Source organism: bacterium, assembly GCA_023145965.1.
Taxonomy (GTDB): domain Bacteria; phylum UBP14; class UBA6098; order UBA6098; family UBA6098; genus UBA6098.
The window spans coordinates 13,134-36,328 of the sequence record JAGLDC010000031.1 but is presented as its reverse complement, the minus strand read 5'-3'; the positions used below and the strand labels follow the sequence as shown (position 1 = coordinate 36,328).

Below are 23,195 nucleotides of genomic sequence, written 5' to 3'. Positions count from 1 at the left end.
CGGGCATCTATCTCGTCCGCGCACGCTTCGACTCCGCTCAGCGACCGGATGGACAGGCGCTGACTAAGAGAATCGTGTATCTGAAGTAGCGCCGAATCCGACGAAGTCGGTTGAACAAATAGGCTCCATTAGGCCGACTCGGCGAAGTTATTCAGAATTTCCCCAATTAATTTTTTTAATAAAGAAATAAATTTTGACTTTCGCAGATAGATTTGTATCATACCAACCGGTCGGTATAAAAACTAACCGGTCAGTATAGGTCAATTTTGATAGGAGATATTGTGGGTTGGAAAAACGAAAAGGCAAAGCAAAGTAAGAAAATCCTGATTGAAGCGGCTATCGAAATCTTCAGCCAGAACGGCGTCCACGCCGCGAATGTTGACGATATTGTCGATAGAGCCGGATGTTCTAAGGGCACTTTCTATTACTATTTCGAAAGTAAAGAGGCGCTGGTTTTGGAAATTTTAGATATCGCAACTGAAAAAATGAAATCCAGTTATGCCGCGACATTAGAACTCGACCTCGATTTTAAAGAGAGCTTGAAAAAATTAACTCAGGGAAGAATAGCCGTCGTATCTAATAAACAGAATTTTTTTCCGATCATTTTATCCGGCGCGATGAAAAAAGGGCATCGAATGCCGCCAAATATCAGGGAAAAGATGTTTGCATTCATGAAAGCCGACATTTCTTATATGACCGAGTTATTCGAAAAATCCCAAACAGAAATTAGGAAAGATATACCTATAAAAACCGCTGTTATGCTGTTTTCGTGCATGTCGGATTCTGTTTTTAGGTCGAAGATGTTTTGTGATTCCGATATTAAGCTCGATGCGGATATGATTGTTTCGGCGTTCCTGAATGGTATCGCGAAAGGAAAATGATGAAATCGATATTCAATTACTTCCTCGAGAATAAGCTCGTCGTTAATATGCTCATGATCTTTGTTCTGATTATCGGGGCTTACAGCCTGATGAATCTCAGGCAAGAAGAAACCCCCGAGGTCGAGATAAACATTATGACCATTTCGGCGATTTACCCCGGTAGTAGCCCATCTGACGTCGAGATAAATGCGGTCGAGCCGATAGAACGAAAGCTCGCCACGATAAGCGGGATCGATCATTACACGTCGCTTTCGCTCGAGGGCAAAGCGATTATCTCGCTCGAACTCGATTCCGATGTCGCGGATATTCGAGCTGTCAAAGATGAGATTTATCGAAACATTTCGCTAAGCAGTATCCCTGAACTTCCGCCCGAGGTCGAGAATATACACATTCTCGATTTTAACCCGAAGCTCAAAGACGTCATCTCCTTTGTCATTTACCCAAAAGACGGCATGGGCGTTACCGAGGCCGAACTTTACGACTATTCCAGAGACCTCGCCGATGAACTCCTCCGCGTCGATGGCGTTTCCGAAGTGCGGAAATTCGGTTGGAGAGAGCGCGAGATCCATGTCGAGGTGAATCCCGAAAAGGCCGGGGCGCTCGATGTCTCGCTTATTCAAATCGTGAACAGCATCAAAACCCGCAATATTCGATCCACAGGCGGGACTTTGCAGTCGTTGTCCGATGAGAAGACTATCGTCACGATAAGCCAGTTCGAGAATCCGCTCGACGTTCGAGACGTGATAATCCGCTCGAATTTCACCGGCAAACGGGTGAGGGTCGAAAACCTGGCCGATGTGTTCGACACATTCAAAGAAACCTCCACGAAAGTAACTGTCAACGGCAAGACCGGGGTTTTGCTCGAGATAGTAAAAAAGGAAAACGCCGACATTGTCGAGACCGTCGATAATGTCAGAGAATATATGGAAGGCCGAAACATCCTTTCGAACTCGCGGTTCGATTTCGATATTGTCCGGGATAGGTCTATCGGGATAAAATCTCTTCTGGGTGTTGTGCAATCCAATGCGATTCTTGGTTTTATACTCATAATTATCGTGCTTCTTATTTTCCTCGACCGCAAAACGGCGTTCTGGACGGCGATGGGTCTTCCGATAAGCCTCGCGATGGTATTTACATTTATGATGCTCACCGATATGTCTCTCAACCGTATCACGTTAATTGCGATTATCGCGGTTATTGGTATGCTCGTCGATGACGGAATAGTTATCGCCGAGCGAATTTTCGAGAAGAAGCGAGAGGGGCTTTCCGCTTTGCAGGCGGCGAGAGAGGGAGTGGCATCCGTTATATCGCCGGTAATCGTGTCGATAGTAACGACGATCGTCGCTTTTCTACCGATGCTCACTATCGGCGGGATCATGGGCGAGTTCATACGGGTCTTCCCGATTGTCGTAACGGCGATGCTCCTCGTATCTCTTTTCGAGGCGACTTTTATGCTGCCAAACCACCTTAGCCACGGTAAAATTCGCAAGATAAAAAAGGCTAACTGGTTCGATTCGATTAAGAATGGTTATGGTAAATTTCTCAAACTTGCGCTCAGGTTCAGATATATAGTGGCGTTGCTGTTTGTCGGCCTATTTATTTTCTCGCTTAGTTTTTCAAAAGAGACCATAAGCAATTTTGTTCTGATGCCTTCGACAGCTTCGGATGTAATACATGTCGACCTGGAAGCCGCGGAAGGAACGAGCCTCGAACGCATGACCGAACTGACCACGGAAATCGAACGAGCGGTTCTAAAAAATGTTCCCGATGACGCGCTGGTCTCTACAAAAGCGACTATCGGCAAGCACGAGGGCGGATTCCTCGGCAGCAAGGGCGAATACGAGCATTGGTCCACGATTACGATCAATCTAACGCCCATAAACGACCGCGATATATCCGCCGGCCAGATAATTAAACAGCTTCGGAAAGTGATAAATAAAGATAAATATCCCCATTTCGAAAAACTGCTTTTGGCGGAGAAACGCCATGGGCCGCCGATGGGGGAGCCGGTCGATGTTAAAATTATCGGCAACGATTTAGAGAAATCGAAGCTGTTGATGATCGACCTCGCAAAATTCCTCCGCTCCATCGATGGAGTGAAAAACGTGCGAAGCGATATTATCGACGGGAAAAAGGAGCTTGAAGTCGTCCTCCGATACGAGCGCCTCGCAGAATTGGGCCTTACCGCGCAGGATGTCGCACAGACCGTGCGAATCGCCTACGACGGCATGATCGCGACATCGATAGAAACCAGCGACGAACTGCTCGATTTCCGGGTGAAGGTCGATGATTCTTTCCAGAAAGACGAGGCATACATTCTCTCGCTTATGATCCCCAACAATCGAGGCCGCCTGATCCGCCTGAGCGACGTTGCCTATCTCGAAGAGGGTATAGGAAAAGGCAATGTCAATCATTACGACGGCAACCGCTCGATTTCACTCAGCGCGAAAGTCGATAACAAGATTATCACATCCGCGCAGGCGAACATGAAAGTCCTCGAGTATTACAAATCTATCGCCGAAAAACATCCGGGCATACGGGTCGAAATCGAAGGCGAGGCGAAAAGCACAAAGGAAACCCTCGGCGATGTCGTATTCGCCTATTTGCTGGCGATAATCCTTATCTTCACCGTGCTGATCCTGCTCTTCAAATCGGTCACGCAACCGATCCAGATCATATTGGTGATCCCATTCGGCATAATCGGCGCGTTGGTTGCTTTCACGTTGCACGGAATGCCGCTGTCGTTCATGGGAATTATCGGGATAATCGGCCTTTCGGGCGTCGTGGTGAACGATAGCGTCATCATGGTCGATTTTATCAATGGCATTTTCCGCAAAAAACAAAGCACCGATAAAAAAGTAGTCATAACCTCTATCGTCGATGGCGCAAAGGAAAGATTGCGCCCCGTTCTTCTGACGACAATAACAACCGTCGCGGGGCTTTTCCCAACCGTCTATGGTTTCTTGGGCGAGTCGGAGATGATCGCGCCGGTGGCGATGGCGATGGCTTACGGTTTGATTTTCGCGACCACACTAACGCTCTTATTAACGCCTTCGATGTATATGATTCACAACGATATTAGGGGACTTTTCTCCTCGAAAAAGAGAGGTTAATCATGAATTTTAAAATAACGAAAATAGTTGCGGTAATTGCGTTCTTGATAACCACGGCTCTGCTCGCGCAAGAGTCCGTCACCTTCGACCGGTTCCTCAACAATCTTATCGAGACCCATCCGATATTCGAGCGAACCGAATATGGTCCGCGCATTATCGAGGCGGAACGCGAGGGACTTACCGGCTCCGAGGATTGGAATATTAATTCCTCCGCAGGCGTTTCGAGTATCGCGCAAACCGCATCGACGGGCATGGGAATCGACCGGACTACCTCGGCGGCGCTTGGCGGAGGCGTTTCGAGGACATTCTGGAGCACCGGCGGGATTATGTCCGCCGAAATTTCCCTCGGGAACAAGTGGCTCTCATATAATGACAACCCGATCTACGCCGCCAGCCCGAACAACGCATTCGAGAACTCGATCTACGTGAGCTATATTCAGCCGCTGATGAAAAACTGGCAGGGGCTTCTCTATACGCTGCCCTACGACATGAAATCTGTCGAGGCCGCGCAGGAGAGCCTTTCCATTTTGGAGGTCGAGGAGAATTTTCTCGCGATGAATACTCCCTATTTCCTCGATTGGGTTTATTTTTTGGAGGAGAAGAAAATCCTCGAACACCGACGCGACCTTGCCCGGCAATCGCTCGAACAGACAAAGAAAAAGCGCGCGCGAAATATCGTGGACGAGGTCGATGTTATCCGCGCCGAGAACTCGCTGAAAAATGTCGAGATGGCGATAGAAAGCAACGAAATGAGCTTTACCTCGTTGATAGACCGGCTGGTCGAGATAACCGGAGACGGCCAAATAGGCGGGAAATCCCCGCGCTTCGATATTTTCGAGGCCCACGAGCTACGCGATATCGAGGAGATCGCCACCGAATTTGTGGATCGTTCGCGCGTTCTGTCGAAAATTAAAAAGACCATCGAGCTTCTCGATTTCAAACGCAAAATATCCGAAGAATCGATGAAATCCGATCTCTCGCTTCAGGCGCGGGTCGGCGTTAAGGACTACGACGAGGATTTTCTCGATGCTATCGCGATGGACAAACCGGACGTTTCGCTAAACCTGATTTACGAATTCCCCCTCGACAAGACCGCGTCCAAAGCGGATCTGCGATCTATCGAGCTTCAGGTCGGGCAGATTCGCCTGCAAATTGCGGAGGCGGAGATCAAATACCTGTCGGGCATCCGCGCACTCTACGCGCAGGTTCGCGATATGCAAGGCATTATGGCGATAAACCGCGAGCAGATAGAACTCGCCGAACGGCAAACAATCGAGGAAGTTAAGCAATACGAGGTCGGGCGCAACGATTTCACCAATGTCATCCGAAGCCAGGACAGCGAAGCCAACGCGCGCCTGACTCTCATGAGAAACGCGCTGACATATCACAAGCTTTATATTCAGCTTCTCTCGCTCATCGACGGGCTTTACAGTGGATAGATGTGCGAACCCCAAATTTTGCCCACCCCCTTCAATTCTGCGGTGCGGATTACGGTAGAACAGACATTCTTGTCTGTTCAAAATGGTCAGGCAGGGACGCCTGACCTACTGGCAAACGATTTTTGTCCGGTGGGACAGGCCTCCGTGCCTGTTATTGAAATATTCGATATAAACGGGCGGATGGTTGATGAAATTTCCGCCGACAATCCCGTAGGGGACGCATATATGCCGCCCCTACAGCCCACGAATTCACCTGGCAACCCGACAAAAATATCGGCTCCGGCGTCTATCTCGTGCGGGCGACGGCCAATGAGCGTGAAGGAATGAAACCCATTATTTATATGAAATGACCGTCTTAAATGACCGCCGGTAGGGCGAAGCTCGTATTTGCTCTATTTCCCTTGCTTTTGTGTGAAATATTTTTTAAACTTAACCTGAAATGTTATTTTAGATTTCAGGAGTGGATTATGACAGATTTGTTCGGTAAAACTCCAGAGGAAAAAAAGAACGAAAAAACTAAGAGAAAAATGAAAGATAAAAAAGTAAAAGAGAAATATCCCGAACCGGAAAGCTTTGAAAATGCAATAGCGAAACTCGAAGATGTGCTTCGCACGCTCGAGAGTGGACAGATTGGCCTCGAAGAGTCACTGAGTAAATATAGTGAGGCACAATTTCTCGGTCGATGGTGTCTAGCAAAGCTGTCGTCGATACAGGGCGAACTTAAAAAACTCGGTCTCGACGAAGATAGCAATTTTTCTCTTGAAGATTTTCCACCGCTTGAGTAAAGCAGCAGGAATATTTGCCCTAATTTTGGCCTTAAGCTCCCTTGCACAGCGTGTAGATTATATCGAGTACAAGGTTCTTTCGCCGTTCGAAGAGGACGGCGATTATTGGGGGCCTTATGACTACCGTTGGGTTTATGCTATTCTCAATGAATTGCATGTAGATTCGAAACCCATTGCTATAGCGCGGTTTTTGGCCTTTTCGGAAGGGGATAAACTCACTACTGAGCTAATTGCTGAGTCAGAGCGAAGGTTACGCAAAACCGATTTTATCGGCGAAGCGGAAATTGTTGTCGAGCGGCGCGATAGTGGCTATGTTGCGGTAGTCACTGCCACAGACCTATGGACTACGAAGATCGCGCCATCGTTTTCTTACGAGGGGCGTGTGCTGGAATGGAGTTTTGAATTGGAGGAGGTTAATTTACTGGGATGGGGGCTTCATTTTCGCACACGCTATGATCACGATGAGGATTACGATAGCTGGCTTATGGGTCTCGATTTACCAAGAATGTTACCCGGTGGTGCGAGTTTTGGTATATTCCATTCAGACGAGACCGAAGATATCGGCTCGAGAACGACAAGCTTTTATCTCTCCAAATCGCGCCTGAGGGATGCTGATAGGCTTATATACAAGGCCGGGATGTTCACAACTAGCGGTGTTTATTCAACCTGGCTCGATGGAAATATCGAAGGGCCATCATTTAAGATCGATGACCAAGCGCAGTATATTGGCGCGAAATACCTTTTCCATCAGAACCTAGGCCTCGGATTTGGAATTAAGAATGCGGTTGTGAAAAGGGAGGTTTGCGATACAGCAGTTTATCCGACTGCAGAATATATCGATAAGGAATATGAAGTAGTTTCTATCGGCTTAAGTTACTTAAATAGAGACTATGTTATCGACCGTGATGTCGATGCTTTCGGTCGAACCGAGGATATTCCGATAGGTTTTCTTCTCAACGCCGAGGGCGGTTTAGATTCGCATTTCGATGCAAATTATGTTTATGTTAGCGCTGTTTTTACTGGTTTTATCGGGGAGAATATTTATGCGCTGAATGCATATTGCAAAACAGTCGATGAAACCGAGAGGATTGCCGCGTCATTGCGCTTTTCCTCAAAAATGATGCTTTCGGGTAGGCTATGTGGAAGGCTCGGGTATTCCTCGATTTACAACGGGTGTCCAGAAGCTAAGTATCGAGTGGGTGGACAGTCAGTGTTGAGGTCCTATCGCTCATACGCGCAGGTTGGAGAAAGGATGACCTATGGGAATCTCGAGTGGAGGATTTTTACGCCATTCGAGTTCTTCTCGGTTAGACTCGGCGGCGCGCTTTTCATCGATGCTGCTACAGCGTGGGATTTCAGCGATGGAGATTTTAGCTTCACGAATTCACCTAAACCACTTTATGGTGACGTAGGATTCGAGTTGAGGCTTGGTTCTATAAGCAGCACTACTGGACAAATAGCCAGACTTGGCGTAGCGCGAGCATTCGATGGCACCTGGGAGTTTAGTCTTTCATCTGGACAGCTATTTAGAACCTATGTGGGCCTCGATCACAGGATACCTGTTCCTTAATTGTAAACTCAAGGAAAGAAAATAAAAGAAGTATCGCTGAAACAAAGAATAGACTCCTGTATGCGATAATAATTATCTTTATCCTATCGATAGCTTCGATAGCATTGCCTTTCGAGGTGCTCGACCTGCCACCGGCTTTTCTATATGGCTATTATTTTTGCTTTAATGGGGCTTTTATCGATGATATTCACAGCGAAATCCGTCGGGCAAACAGCCGAATCCCCTGCATGGTCGATGGCCATCCCGACCGCGACTTTGCTAATGGGGAATGACAGACTAAAATGTGGAATTGCCACGTCGCTTCGCTCCTCGCAATGACGATTCGGTTATCGTTTTCAAATTCGTATGCGGGTGTAAAACCACCGCTATTTTGTCCCGAATAATGCACTGCCTTATTAAACCTATCTACCAGGTGATAGTAACCTGGCCATTGCCGATGCGGATACCGTTGGACATCGAACCTCCAGTAACCCCACCAATATACCCGGAACCTCCGCCGCCTGCAAGACCTGCACCACCGCCCCAGTAACCACCACCACCGCCGGAAATAGTATAAGTGCCAGTACTACCACCTTGTCCTAAGGTCCCATTATTTCCGCCATGACCTGCTCCACCGGCTGTCTGGGTTCCACCAAATCCGTTAGCACCACCACCACCATTGCCACCTGAAGTCCCTCCGCCATAACCTCCAGGTGAATAAGTGCTATAGTTCCCGCCGCCCCCACCGGCTACGATTTTACGATTTGTTAACGCAGTGCCTCCATATCGAACATCAGTGCCTCCACCGCCACTGCCTCTGGCACTGCTACCGGAACCTCCACCATTCCAACCGCCAACACCTGAGGCTCCACCCTGTCCTCCGACATAAATATACAATGTCTGCCCAGCAGTTACTGTTAAGTTTCCAGACGCGTATCCACCAGAACCTGCTGTTCCTCCGGAAGCAGATCTACCTTGTGCACCCCAGCATTCGATAGAAACACTCGTGACACCCGATGGCACCGTGAATGTTTGCGAACCGCCGATATAGCTGAATGTTTGCGAACCGTGTGCGACGAGGTCGCCCGCCTGTTGAACAATTAACAGTGCTTTAATGTCGAATGCCGTGCCCGTAGGGTTTGTAAGCCATGCCGAAACCGAGAAGCCGACGTAGTAAAAATTGGACGAGGATAATTTGACCACCAGATAACCGTCGTCGCTTTTGTATTGCGAGATGCTCGCCCCGGAGGCGTGATTGACGGCGCTCGCACTTATTGGCGCGGCGGGAGAAGGGGCATATGTATATCCGACGATTTCGGAGTTGATCGGTTGGGCCGCCCCGTAGTTATAGCCCTCGACCAATATACGATACATGATGTTCGACCATGTGATGTTTGTTTTAATATGAATGGGATTACCCGAACTCACCGTCGAGTTGAATGTAGCAAAATCGCGTTTGACCATGCCGTTTTGCGTAACGAGAGCGCCGTTGACGCTGAGTTTTTCAGTCGGGCTGGTGACCCCGATACCGACATTGCCAGCAATGTAGTTATTCCCCGTTCCGTTGAAGCTCAGAACTCCATCGGTTGTGAGGTTACCCGAGCGGAAATCATAAACGCCGCGCACGGTGTTGCTGTAATCTTTGAGGGCGACGCCCCACCAGCCTCGAATGGCGAAGTTATACGTCGAGTAGTTCGCCTGGTCGCCGGTGCCGTATTGGATTTCGTTGGTTCCGACTCCCGGTAAAATCATGTTGTTCGAGAACCTGCTTGTGCCATTGACATCGAGCAGGTAGCTCGGGTCCGTGCGCCCGATTCCGACGTTGCCATTAACAATAAGTTTTCCGGTCGATGCGGCTGGAGAAGCATAGCCAATTCCGACTTTATTATGGTCGATGAATATGCCATCGGTGGGATAAGTAGATGACTGATTACCATCATATCCCGTAGCCAGGATGATTTGTCCGTTGGCATTTTTATGCCAAATCCTCATTTCGGCGTCGCCATTGTCATAAACCCGAATTCCGCTGTCCCAAGAACCGCTGTTCCCGAAAACCAGATTAGCTTCGTATGACGAATTGCCAATTTTCAAACCGTTATTACCCTGGATGTTCAGTTTATAGCTTCCCGGTGTTGCCGTCCCGATGCCGACATGGTCGGCAACGAAGTTGACATCCTCGCCGGCTACCCCGATCTCGAGGCCGACTGCCATCGGCTCGGACGGACGCTCACGTAGTTCGAGTGAATCGGCAATAGAATCGGAGATAGCACTAGCGGCAATTTCCGTTGGAATCGGCTCCAATGATGAAACTGTGTTTAAGGGTTCCGAAGTAACATCAGAAACTTGAGCAAAACAAACTTCAAGAAAAATAATTATCGCGAAGGTAAATTTCTTGAACATATTTTCTCAACTCCAATAAATTTAATTATATTTATTTGATTGTAATACACGCATCTTGAATGCCAAGTAGAATACATTGGTAGTAAACAACTTATGAGCGAATAGTGTTTTATTGTGGTAATATTAACCATACTATTTTGTTTATGGGTTATTATACCCATAAACAATAATTCTCAAATCCCGTTGACAAGTTAGAAATCAAAAATATATTGATTAGGTTGGGTAGTGTAGTGGAGGTAAAACTCCATTCTTATAATTCTATTCTCTTTTTGGAGGGAATTAATGATGGCTAAGTTAAAGATTTTGACCATTATACCATTTATTTTAGCGGGTTTGCTGTATGCGCAAACGCCGATGATTACATCGATAGACCCAGATACCGTTGGTGTAGGTTCGACTATCGATATTAATCTTTATGGTTCGAGTTTCGCCACTGGAATCACCAGCGATTTTGGCAGCGGTATTATTGTAACCGGGACGCTTCGCCTCAGCGCAGTCTATGCGCGCGCTTCTGTTAACATAACAGGTGTTACTCCTTTGGGTTATCACGATGTTATCGTTACAAATCCCGGTGGTTATTCCGATACACTTATCGATGGCCTTTTTGTGGTTTCCGAAAGCGACCCACCGATAGCATCGCTCATTTGGCCTGCCTGTCGAGAAACGACAGCTTGTAATGATCGACCAATCGTTATCGAGGTGGATGATATCAGTGGCATTGATCCATCGAGCATCGAGCTTATCGTCGGTTCGACTACATATACGATTTCTTCTACCGAACTCACTCTCGAAGGAGATTCTCTTATTTTTTGGACACCTACAGGAGGTTTTCCTGAGGGAGTTACAAGAATAGCACTCACAGATCTTGCAGATACCGTGGGTAACCATATTCTAGAACCACCGTTTGATTGCACTATACTGATGGATACCACCGGCCCTGAGTATTCAGATTTTCTTCCTTCACCGGATGGAACAACCAGAGATTTTTCACCGACAGTTTATGTTCGTGTTGAGGATGCTCTCACCGATTACGATACTACGACTCTGTATTATATTGTCGATGGGGATACCTTTTCTTGGGGTGATGCTCCTGTTAGATTCAGGAATGATACACTCTTTTGGTATGCCAGCTATGCAGGCATCACCTTTGACCTTCATGAATCTGTTGATATTTGTGTTGGTGGAGCAGATATTGTAGGTGGCGAATGCGGTCCGAATTGGAGCGAGTTCTGCTGGGTATTCAGCATAGAAATCCCACCCCCGGCTGATCTTTCTATCGCGATTGAGTCGGTCAATCCGGCGAATTTCCCATTTATTAGCGCTTATTGCTCTGTCGAAGACGAAGACGACCGAATGATCGAGGGTCTCCACGAGAATAATTTCAAGGTTTGGATGAACGGAGATGAGCAATATCCGCTTATAGTTAATAGTCTTGGTAGTGGTGGTGCTGCCGATATTATATGGGTTATCGATACTACTGGTTCCATGTGGGGGCTTATCGACGAGGTAGCTGATAGATGTATCGATTTTGCTGAATCGTTGTCTGTTTCTGGTATAGACTATCGTTTAGGATTAGTTACTTTCGCCGATCATGTGGCATTTCCATATGGATATGATCTTACTGGAAGTGCATCTGAGTTTCAATCTTGGATGGCGGCACTTGCCTCTGGTGGTGGCGGCGATGGTCCCGAGGTGGCTTTCGATGCAATCATCGATGCTCTGGAGATGATGCATTTTCGTCCGGGAGCCAGGATAGTTATCTGTATGGTTTCCGACGCACCCTATCACTATCTCAGCGACGGGACTACATATTCGGATGAAGTTTACGCGGATCTTTACAGTGCGATTATGTCATACGATGCCATATCTTTTGTTATTCTCGATACATCCTATACCGATGCCTCGCGACCCTATTCTGGTGTATATTATGGTCCCGGAAGCATCACAGCTGAATCCGGGGGGGCATTCTATGAAGCAAGCACGGATTTCGACACAATTCTAACTCAAATTGTCGAGAACATCAGCGGTGGTTATTATGTGCGCTGGAGCACGAGCCACCCAGTGGCATCTTGCGATATGCGTCATATCGAAATCGAGGCCTCGATGGACGAATTCGATCTCGAAGACGATGATGAATTCGATTATTTTGCTCCTTGTAGTCCGTCAGCGGCAATAATAGAACCGCACCCCGATACGATATCCGGGCATACTTTCCCGATATCGAATGTGCCTTTCCAAAAGATAATTTTTAACCTGTCGGAAATAGAAATGGAGGATTCGGTTGATGAAGCCTCAATTCAGCTTGTTGTCGAGGGGACTATGTACTCCATTTCTTCTCCCGAATTGACCTATAATGCGCCGATTTTAGCCTTTAGTCCATTGGTGGCGTGGAGCAATAACCAGATGGTCGATGTTGTTCTTGCACGTATTATGGATAGTCAGGGTAATCTCCCATGGGTAGGGCCTTTGAGATGGGTTTGGGGCGCGGATATGGAAGCGCCGTTCGTAGAGAATCTTCTTCCTGCACCGGATTCACATACTGAAGATCCATACGAACCGGTGGGATTCCGAATTAAAGATAGCTTCTCTGGATTAAATGAAGAATCTGTTCTGTTCACTTATTCCAATATCGCCGGAAGAAGCGAGTTCCCGCCGGATATTTGGATGTTCGATATTCACTCTCCCGGTGTGACCTGGGATGGAATTGATTATTATCTCGATCCCACTCTTACTGAACCACCGATAATCAATAGCTTCTTTGACACTATCTGTGTTGCTGTTATTCGCGGTATGGACGTTCCAGATTACACGGATATCGATTTTGGCACGAATGCTCTAAGCCCTGTTGAATGGTGTTTTGCTGTGGTTGACGATGATACGCTTTGTCCAGAATTCGAGTTTATTGGTCCCGAAGCGGTTGTCGAGGGCGAAGATTTTAATATTTACATGCTAATCGTCGATGACTTATCGGGTGTTTACGACCCAGTTGATCCTTCAGATTCACAGGGTGTTTTGCTTGTTTGGGATATTGATGGCGAACTGGATGATGATATTTCAGGTTCGGTTTCGATGTCGGTTTCGGTGGGGGATACATTCAAAATCGATATTCCTATAGATGGCCTTTTCGAATCCAATGATTTTATTTTTAGGGTTTTCGCCTGCGACAATGACCTCGATGGTGGTTTTGAAAACGACCGTGCATGCTGCTGGTCAGATGATTATCCGATTCACATCATCCGAGGTCCTATTCCTCAAATTATTTATCCGCAGCCCGGAGAGATTTCGACTAATGAGGATCAGACCATTGTCATGACAATAATAGATTCGGTTCAAGGTGTAGATGAAACGAGCATTATCTTCAGTGTTAATGGCGTAGATCATGTAGTTGGAGACGGGAATCTTACATTCGCGGATGATACTATGACCTTTGTTCCGCCTATTGGGGAATATTTCGACGATGGGACATGGGTAGCTTGCAGCCTTAAACAGGCTCTCGATATGGCTGGTGATGCTGCAATACCAGTATATTGGAGGTTTTTTATTGACCTAACACCACCGCTTACAGCTTCCCCTGATCCTCCGCCTGATGGTGTTGTTCTCGATCTTGACCACGATATAACAATTCAGCTGTGGGATAACCTTCGAGAGGTCGATCCTACGACTATCGAAATGATACTTAACGATGTCGATACCTTCACATGGGGAACACCCGGAATCACATATGATGCCGAAGGTGAGTTATTCCGATTCCGTCCCGAAGCTGAGGAAATAATTTGGCCTAACAACGACAGTATCTGCATCACAGTTTCTGCAGCGGACATTATGCCAGATTATGGAGATCAGAACTACATGGAACCTTACCGTTGGTGTTTTTTCCCCTCTGTGACCACATGCAATTTTTATCCAAATCCATTTACCGCGAACGGCGACGGTATTAACGATGTAATTCAGTTTACATATCCATACATGGCTTTAAGGCAGGGGATTATTCGTATTTTCGACCTACGTAATCAACCGATTTGGGTTTCAGAAAACGGTGCCACAATATGGGATGGAAGAACCGATACTGGCGAGCTAACCTCGCCCGGTCTTTATTTGTTCATAATAGAAAATGAAGGCGAGGTTGTTTGCAGCGGCACAGTTCTTCTTATGAGATAGTAAGTTAACTATTTATTCTTAAAAAAGGCGCGTTTAACGCGCCTTTTTTATAAGCAATTAAAACTTAGAACTTGAATTGCTATTTGCACTGTATTATATTGGTATGAATAATTTAGTCTCGATGAAATATTAACCCATTATTTAGGTGGGGCTTATGGACTATTGTAAAAGTTTCTTGAATACCGTTTTAATAATTCTTCTTGCATCATTGAGTGTTCTGGTTGGAGAACAGCCAATATCACCTGCAAATTCTAATTCCATGCAAACAACGGAAAAGGTTGCGGATTGTGGTTGTGATAGCAAAACTTCATTATCCAAGACTCCAGACATGAATGGAACAGCGATTATGGTTCCAATGAGTCAGGTTTCGCCCGCTCAGAAGGAAAGTCAGGTTCTGGTTGTCAATGGGAATGCGGGAACAACAACCTTGCAAAAACTCGTATTGGGTAATCTTTCCGACCCAAGCGGCAAAAATTGGCAAACCGAGGGGATATTCGCCAATTTTAGCCCATACGACGAGGTTATCGAGCAGAGAAATGCCTTCACCAAAACCTTCAGAATTAGCGATGAGGATTATCAGGCTGTTATTAGCTCCGGTCCTGTTCATTATTCCGATGAATTTGGTGCTTGGCAGGATATCGGCACGGAATTCAGCGATCTCGGAGATGTTATCGTTTCTCGCGAAAACGTATTCCAGACTCGATTTCCAAAGCAGAGCACGGATTCCTATTCGATAGTTAAAGAAGATGCCGCGATTTCGCTTAGCTATTTTAAAAACATGCGGATCGAAACCCCGGAGAATATATCGCTCAGGGAACTCGATGCCCCGAACCGTCATGGAAGGTTATACGACGGAGAAATCGTATTTGCAGCCTCGGACGGTTTTGGCAGGGAGGTCGTTCGGCTCGGTGAAATCGGGATCGAACATGATCTAATTCTCGATGAAATACCGGAGATATGTGCATCTCTACCTGAGAACGCTAAATACCTTGCTATCGATCAAGACCTGCATATTCCCGAGGATTGCGAAATATTCCTTAATCGAGATCCATCGATTATGGCCGGAAAGAAGCTGACTATTATTAATTCTGAAGGCAAAACCATATATGAGATTCCGCTTCCTAATATACGCGAAGCTAATGATAGAATCGATACTATAGAAGACTACAAAGGCGTTTCTGAAGCAATCGGCAGGGAAGAGATTTTTGGTGATTTCAGGTTAATTAAAAGCGGAAATCATTATAGCTTAACAACCTTGGTTCCTCTAGACTGGCTTGCATCGCCGGATAGAATTTACCCGGTGATCATAGACCCGACGATTACTTGTTATATTTTCACTTCGCCACCGACCTCGGAATCTTCCGGTTTCTCTGAAGGCACTAATTGCTATTGCGGAGAGAGTTATTGCGGTGATCATGTTTGGGCAACCGGCGCTAACACAAATTTAGGTTGGATGTTCTTTAATATTGGGGCTATTCCTGATGGTTACACCATTAACTCGGTCAACTGGCATGCCTACTGTTACGCGCGGAATTACCCATGGTGGGAGCTACGCGCGATGAGCCAAAGGACTTTTAATTGCACCGCATATAGAACTTCCTGCACAAGCGGCACAGTTATGCTCACTCAGAATTGGTCATCCTCCGAACCTACCGGTTGGAAAAGCTATTATCTGAATTCTTCTGGGATTTCGGTTCTTCAATCTCGTCTTGGGGACGGTTGGTTTGGAACCGGTATTAGAGATTGGGATAGCTCTTCGAGTTATTACACTTATTGGTATGGTTTCTATTATTCATCGTATAGACCTTATCTTGTTGTGAACTATACTGCGGTTAGTTGCGGCACAACAAACCATGGTGGTGCTAACTGGACAATTTCATCGAATACTACTGCGGGCGGCACTCATACTAATGTCGGCACATTTACTGTCAATTCTGGTGTTACGCTCACCGTTGCTGGCATTTGTAAGTTCTTAACCGTCGAAGCCAATACAATTAACATCTATGGAACCATCGATGCTATAAGCTCGGGAGAAAATGGTGGTGGTGGTGGCAGTGGTGGCGGTTATGCCTACGGTAGCGAGAGTTCATGTCATGGTGGATATGGTGGAACAGGAGGTTCTTCGGGAACAGGTAGTGGTGGAGGTTCGGGTGGCTACAGCGGTGGAACTGGTGGTTGTGAACGACAGGACTGTGGTTTCCTTTGTATAGGCGGTGATGATGGTCATAACGGCGGCGGCGGCGGTGCCGGTGGCGGCGGCGGCGGCGCTTATGGTGGCTCCGGTGGCTATGGTGGTTATGGTGCTTACGGTGCAAGCTTTTCTGGTGCTTCTGGAGGCTCATATGGAAGCGGTGGTTCGCGCGGTTCAACATATGGAAGTGCTTCAGGTTATGATGTAACATGGGGCTCTGGTGGTGGTGGCGCTGGCGGTGGAGGTGGAGGTTATGCTTCCGGAACCAACGGTAGCGGTGGTGGCGACGGTGGGGGAGAGGTGAATCTTATTGCTTCAGGCAATTTAACCCTTTCTTCAACTGGAAGAATATATGCTAACGGTTCTAGTGGTAGTGCCGGTGGAAATGGTGGAGGTGAATCCACAAGTAATGACTTTAATTGTAGCTGTGATGGCTATAACGGTTGCTGTTTCGATGCCTACGAGGTTTTCGACGCATCCGGCGGCGCAGCGGGCGGTGGCGGTGGTGGTTCGGGCGGTGGTATTTCGCTTATGGCAGCGGGAGTAATGAATCTATCAGGCTATCTTCAAGCAATAGGTGGTTCTGGTGGTGTTGCCGGTATTCCGAGTCCTGCGTATGGTTCCTGCCACGATTACGCAAAGGGTGGTGCTGGTGGTGGCGGCGGCAGAATCAAAGTTATTTACAGCTCATGCCTTAGTGGTAGTCATACGCTATCTCCATCTGTCAACAGAAGCGGAGGTGCTGGCGGAACCGGTTATTCGAGCGGTTATAGCGGATACACCGGATCGTATAACATTATGACAATTCCGGTAACGACCGTTACTACAAACCCCGCCGGACTTCAAATCGTCGTGGACGGAGTTACATATACTTCTCCCCAGCAATTCTGTTGGTTACCCGGATCATCGCATTCTATAGGAACGACATCGCCGCAGACCAGCGGGATGAACCGATATAGTTGGACTTCATGGTCCGATGGCGGCGCAATGACGCATAATATCGTGTCGCCATATACCGGAACCGCGACCTATACAGCGAATTTTAATTCCGAATATTTACTTGTATTCGAAGCGCATACGACTCTCGGTTCCGCGCTTTCAAGCTCGAATTACGCGACGGTTACGCTCGACGGCGGCGGTCACGGTATCTGGGACGGGCATAACTATTCGGTTTGGGTTTCCGGTGGAACTTCGCACCTTTACAGCTATTCGCCCACGAGCTCCGGCTCCGGAAGCACCCATAGATGGTTCAGCTCCAGTCCTCCTTCCGGCACCGTTTCTTCCGGCGATACGATACGGGGATATTATAAAGAGCAATGGTGGTTCGACATAGACGAAAACGGCCATTCCACTCCTTGCACGGGACTCGAAGGTTGGTATGACCATGGCACTACGACCTATGGTTGTGTTAACGATTCGGTGATGACCGTAGGCACGACCCGATATACCTTCGATTTCTGGGATTTAGATGCTTCAGGAAGCTCATCGAGCCATTCTGGCATGGTCACAATGACTGCCGCAAGGACTGCGCGTGCTAACTGGAAAAGCGATTATGCTGTCACTTTCAGGGCTAATACGACAACCTTGGGAACAGATTTATCTTCAACGAATTATGCAACTGTTGTTGTGGATGGAACACCACATCAGATTTGGGATGGACACGATTATTCCGTTTATTTTGAGACAGGGACTTCACACTCTTATAATTTCTCTTGGACTTCGAGCGGGAGCGGCATCGACCATAGGTGGTTCTGTCCGGCACCTCCGTCGGGGAGCGTGAGTTCGGCGGCGACAATTACCGGTAATTATCAGGAACAATGGTGGTTCGATATAGACGAGGGGGCACATTCTTCCCCATGTGCTATGAGTGAAGGATGGTATAATCATGGTGCTACTTCAACGGGATGCGTGAATGATTCTATTATTGTTGCTGGAGATACCAGATATATATTTGATGGATGGTCTGGGGATGCCACAGGAACCAATTCGAGTGCTTCTAGCCCAATTACGATGGATAACCACAAGACTGCTATAGCAACATGGAGAACAGAATATCGGCTTGAACTAGCTTATGCTGATTGTGGCCCGGCTGTTCCTATTCAAACTGGAGCAGGTTGGTATTCTGCTGGTAGCAACCCGGCGATAACAACAGATGATCCTATTCACGATGGCCTCGGCCGCCGATATGATTTTGTCGATTGGAGCGGAGGTTCCTTCGGTGACCTAACGAACCCATCGACAACCATACTGATGGATTCCCCGCACACAGCTGTGGCCACATATGAGCTTGCCGAAGTAACGATCATCATTCAAACCGATGGCACAGCCGATTCTGTCGATGTTGACGGAATAACTTACCTTTCACCTCACACTGTCGTATGGTTAACAGGAAGCTCGCACACTATTTCGACAGATAGCCTACAATATGGAGCAGTTGGCACTCGTTACTTATTTAATGCTTGGGCAGATGGAGTTTCAGAGAGAACAAGAACTATCGCTCCGATCACAGATTCAACATATACAGCTAATTTCGATATACAATATTATTTAACCGTGGAGAACGGCGGTCATGGTGATATTACCGGTTCCGGTTGGTTCTATGCCGCTTCGACACCGAGTTTCAGCAGCTCGACAGAGGCCGATGAAACTCCTCGAGAGAGGTGGGTATTCGACCATTGGGTGGGTGCCGGTGCTATATCTTATACCGGCACGGATAATCCTGGTTATTGCGCGATGAATTCACCCATCACTGAGACTGCAGTTTGGCTCAGGCAATTCAAGGTATTCATCGATGATGGTGGACACGGATCTGCTACACCTACGCCCGGTTCTTATTGGTATTATGAGGATAGCACGGCCACAGCGCATGTTACAAGTCCCGATATTATAACCCACAGTTACTGCACAGGTTGGATCGGAACAGGTTCGCTTCCCGTGTCGGGAACAGATACAATAGTTACTTGGACAGTAAATGATTCCGGAACTGTCGAGTGGCAATGGGATTCGCAGTTGATGTTGATTGTCGAAAGCGAATATCCCGGTGTAATACCGGCAGATACAACATTCTACGATCCGGGATCGTTCATAAATGCAACTTGTCCCGGAGAAACTGTTACAGTCGCGCTCGGACACCGCGCTATTCGCCTGGGATGGACTGCGACAGGTAGTGCGCCCCCGAGCGGAACAGGTGGCTCGATAGACTTTACTATCACCGAAAACACGACTATAACATGGAATTGGAGAACCGAATATAAACTGACAATCGAGAACCCGGGTTCACATGACAGCCCAACGCCACCTGCCGGAGAATATTGGTACGTTCGCGATACTACAATTATAGCTTGGGTTACCTCTCCAGATAGCACTTGGTATTGTCTTGGGTATCATGGGACTGGTAGTGTGCCGCATTACAGCCCTTCGACCTATGCCTATTTTGTAATGGACGAACCGTCTAATTTAAGGTGGGATTGGGATGAGTTAACAGCCGTTACCTCATTGACAATAACATCTGTTACCGATTCTGTAAGCCCGACCCCAGGAACTTATTGGTATAGGATGGGTTCGATTGCTACATGTTCAACAATATCCGACACAGTGTTCTATCCATTCGCGACAGATATTCGCTATGTTCTTCAGGGGTGGACAGGAACCGGCGACTGTCCAGCATTGGGTGATAGCGGCTTTGTCTCCTTTAATATCTATAGCTTCTCAGATTTAAATTGGATATGGCAAAAGCAGGTTAAGGTGACGATAACCTCCGAGGGTAGCCATGGAAGCCCTGTTCCCGGCGAAGGTGAGCATTGGTTTAACGTGGGAGAATCCGTTTCATTCAATGTAACAAGCCCCGATATCGATTTTTGGTGTATCGGTTACGAAGGGACGGGGAGTGTGCCCGATGGCATTCTAGATTCTTTTATTGCAATAATTGATACTCCTAGCACACTTCATTGGTTGTGGTCGGACGATATTTCTCGTCTTGTTGTTCATAGCGATTGGGGTGCTCCTTATCCTCCGGTGGATACGACTAATTATCTCACCGGAACAACTATTAACGCTATTGTGGATGGCTATGTAGATTTGGGTTCCGGAAGACGGATGACATGCACAGGCTGGAATGCAACAGGAACAGGAATTCCAGCAATAGGGCATACTAATCATGTTACATGGGATATTTTTGGCTTAACAGAGCTATACTGGCTGTTTAAACAGGAGATGTCGGTCACTGTGACAAGTTCGCACGATACACCTATCCCACCGGTTGGAACTACATGGTATGATAGCTCAACCACAATAGATGCCAGTATTACAAGTCCTATAGGCGATTGGTATTGCATCGGTTGGACCGGAATCGGTAGTGCACCCAGCGGATATGGCACAGCCTTCTCGTTTGAGTTGGATGATCCAGCTTCGATAGATTGGATTTGGGAATATGCCATAGAAGAGATTTGCACTCTGTTTGTATTTTCGCCTTATGGATATCCGATACCTTCGGGCACATATATCGTGCCTGAGGGAACCTTCCTTAGAGCCACAGTAGAGGACTCTGTTTTCGATTTTGGTTGGCAGGTATGCACTGGATGGAATGGCACCGGAAGCGTCCCCGCTTCTGGTGATTCTAATGCTGTGAGTTTCACGATTACGGAAAATTCCGTGCTCACTTGGATATGGAATGGGGAGCTTCTTTGGCCTTTAACTGTAATTTCCGATAGCGGGAGAGGCTATCCTGATCCTGATACTGGCCTGCATTGGGTTCCCGATGATACACTGATCGATTTTAGTGTATCCAGCCCCTATATAGGTTATGTTTGTATAGGTTGGAATGGCACTGGAAGCTTGCCTACATTTGGATACGATACATTATTCAGCTCTAATATTGGAATGGTCTCCAGTGTTACCTGGCTTTGGGAAGAATTGGCCGATGTCGTTACTTTAACAGTTATGAGTGATTATGGCTCGCCATGGCCGCACAGAGGAGTTACTTATCATTCAATAGATCGCCATATCTCGGCCTTTATTGAAGATACTATTTCCGATGGCGATGGAATAATGAGACTTTGTGCTGGATGGCGTGGCTCACATTCGGTGCCTTCAGGAGGGGATAGCTCCCACTTCGAGTTCGATATTACGGAAAACTCTTCCATCGATTGGCAATGGGTGAATAATTACCATATCGATCTGGATTACAGCGAATGTGGCACCGGGATTCCAGTCCAATCTGGTGAGGGTTGGTATATTCAAGGCGAAACTGCTTATCTTAGCACCGATTCTGTTGTAGAGATAGACAGAATGATATATGTATTCGACCATTGGGAGGGTGGACCCACTTTGCCGGATACGTTCCATGTTAGTTTCCTTGTCGATTCAACCTATGATATCACAGCTGTATATACCAGAGGAGCGAGAATTTTTGTGAAAAAGAACCCGCTTCACACAGAAGGTTATATCGAGATTGACGGTCATCGCTACTGGGGCGCCGATGAACTTCTGCTTTGGTGGGTTCTCGGTTCGACTCATACAATTTCCGTTTCCGATCTAGATACCACACTTACTACAAGATATACATTTGACAGGTGGTCAGATGGGGGAGCGATCACTCACACGGTTGGGCCGATCGGTTCGAGCATGACTCTTATTGCTCATTATAACCGTCAATTTTTAATTAGGCTTGAAAAGAGGCCTCTTGAAAATGTTTATGGTCGTATGGGGTTCTCTTATTTGCCCCCGCCGGGATATTCCGTTGAGCGTTGGTTTGACGAGGGAGATAGTATCTATGTATCCGTATCTGAAGTTGATTATTCGTCTTCAGGATATGATAGATTTACCTTCGAAGAGTGGTCGGATAGCGGAGATATTGTCCATCAAATTAGAATCCTCGAGCCTGAAACGCTATTTGCTGATTATAAAGTCGAAAGGACACTTATAATTCGTAAGACTCCATATGAGGATTATGGTTGGATAATCGCAGGAGATTCGATTTGCACCGATTGTGGTGGTATGATTCGTTGGGTTGACAACGATACTATCATCTGGGTGCAAGTCAGCCCCATGGATATTACTGACGATAATGATTCAGTTTTCTACTTCAATAATTTCTCCGATGGTGGAGCCAATGGACATTTACATGGGCCGGTTATCGCTTCGAGATCTCTTGTGGCCTATTACGACCCTGTTGATATTATTCTTGCCGTATGTGTTGACACTACAGTAATCGATTTCGGAATAGTCCATCTAAATGAGGTAGTTACAACTGATTCTTCTCAGATGATTAGAGTTCAAAATTGTGGTGATATTGCCTCGACCTGGGGGCTTTATGTTTCGGATGCCGGTGCAACCTGGACCGCTGGAATCGGCCCAGCGCTGAATAGGTTTGTTCTTCGTGGTGTCTTCAATAATGAAGTTGTTACGCCACCACCGATATTCAATCCAGTGTATGATTATATAAGGTCATCGATATTCTGGGCTTCAGATGATTATTACGGTGCTAGTGGATGGAACATACCGCCTTCAGAGGAGCGTTCTATGTGGTTACAATTCCATGCACCCACGAACTCGACGACATTTACTAATGAGAGGATTATTTTAACCATTCAAGCCAAGGTTTATTTGCCTTAGCCATAATTAAACTATTAAAAAAGCCCGGCAGTTTGTTGGGCTTTTTTAATCGGGTTATTTGCGAGAT

General features: G+C 46.9%; 10 protein-coding genes. 8 read left to right on the top strand and 2 right to left on the bottom strand.

The window, feature by feature from the left end; all coding sequences use genetic code 11:
- Window positions 1–281 precede the first annotated feature (281 nt).
- The 6 genes from KAH81_03425 (at window position 282) to KAH81_03400 (ending at window position 7,788) form a co-directional block, all read left to right on the top strand.
- Window positions 282–881, top strand: a complete 600-nt coding sequence (locus tag KAH81_03425) for a TetR/AcrR family transcriptional regulator (protein MCK5832701.1) — start codon at window positions 282–284, stop codon at window positions 879–881.
- Window positions 878–3,994 (top strand): efflux RND transporter permease subunit, encoded by a 3,117-nt coding sequence (locus tag KAH81_03420; GenBank protein MCK5832700.1) that lies wholly within the window; start codon window positions 878–880, stop codon window positions 3,992–3,994. The genes KAH81_03425 and KAH81_03420 overlap by 4 nt, the downstream gene beginning before the upstream one ends.
- A 2-nt stretch (window positions 3,995–3,996) precedes the next feature.
- A complete protein-coding gene (locus KAH81_03415) occupies window positions 3,997–5,433 on the top strand; it encodes a TolC family protein (GenBank protein ID MCK5832699.1) in 1,437 nt (478 codons plus the stop codon).
- A complete protein-coding gene (locus tag KAH81_03410; GenBank protein MCK5832698.1) occupies window positions 5,434–5,760 on the top strand; it encodes a hypothetical protein in 327 nt (108 codons plus the stop codon).
- Window positions 5,761–5,900: 140 nt separating this feature from the next.
- Window positions 5,901–6,218 carry an exodeoxyribonuclease VII small subunit gene (xseB, locus tag KAH81_03405; protein MCK5832697.1) on the top strand — a complete coding sequence of 106 codons (318 nt, stop codon included), beginning with the start codon at window positions 5,901–5,903 and terminating at the stop codon, window positions 6,216–6,218.
- A 25-nt stretch (window positions 6,219–6,243) separates the two neighbouring features.
- The gene (locus tag KAH81_03400) at window positions 6,244–7,788 is read left to right on the top strand and encodes a hypothetical protein (GenBank protein MCK5832696.1); all 1,545 of its coding nucleotides are present in this window, start codon (window positions 6,244–6,246) and stop codon (window positions 7,786–7,788) included.
- Between the two features lie 140 nt (window positions 7,789–7,928).
- Here the strand turns inward: KAH81_03400 and KAH81_03395 are convergent, their stop codons facing one another.
- Window positions 7,929–8,084 (bottom strand): hypothetical protein, encoded by a 156-nt coding sequence (locus tag KAH81_03395; GenBank protein MCK5832695.1) that lies wholly within the window; start codon window positions 8,082–8,084, stop codon window positions 7,929–7,931.
- A 109-nt stretch (window positions 8,085–8,193) separates the two neighbouring features.
- Entirely contained in the window at window positions 8,194–10,167 is a 1,974-nt protein-coding gene (locus tag KAH81_03390) for a hypothetical protein (protein MCK5832694.1), read from the bottom strand.
- A gap of 282 nt (window positions 10,168–10,449) precedes the next feature.
- On the opposite strand from KAH81_03390, the gene KAH81_03385 reads away from it, so the two are divergent.
- Together KAH81_03385 and KAH81_03380 are read left to right on the top strand one after the other, a co-directional pair.
- Window positions 10,450–14,325 carry a gliding motility-associated C-terminal domain-containing protein gene (locus tag KAH81_03385; protein ID MCK5832693.1) on the top strand — a complete coding sequence of 1,292 codons (3,876 nt, stop codon included), beginning with the start codon at window positions 10,450–10,452 and terminating at the stop codon, window positions 14,323–14,325.
- 154 nt (window positions 14,326–14,479) lie between these two features.
- Window positions 14,480–23,128, top strand: a complete 8,649-nt coding sequence (locus KAH81_03380) for a hypothetical protein (protein MCK5832692.1) — start codon at window positions 14,480–14,482, stop codon at window positions 23,126–23,128.
- Window positions 23,129–23,195 lie beyond the last annotated feature (67 nt).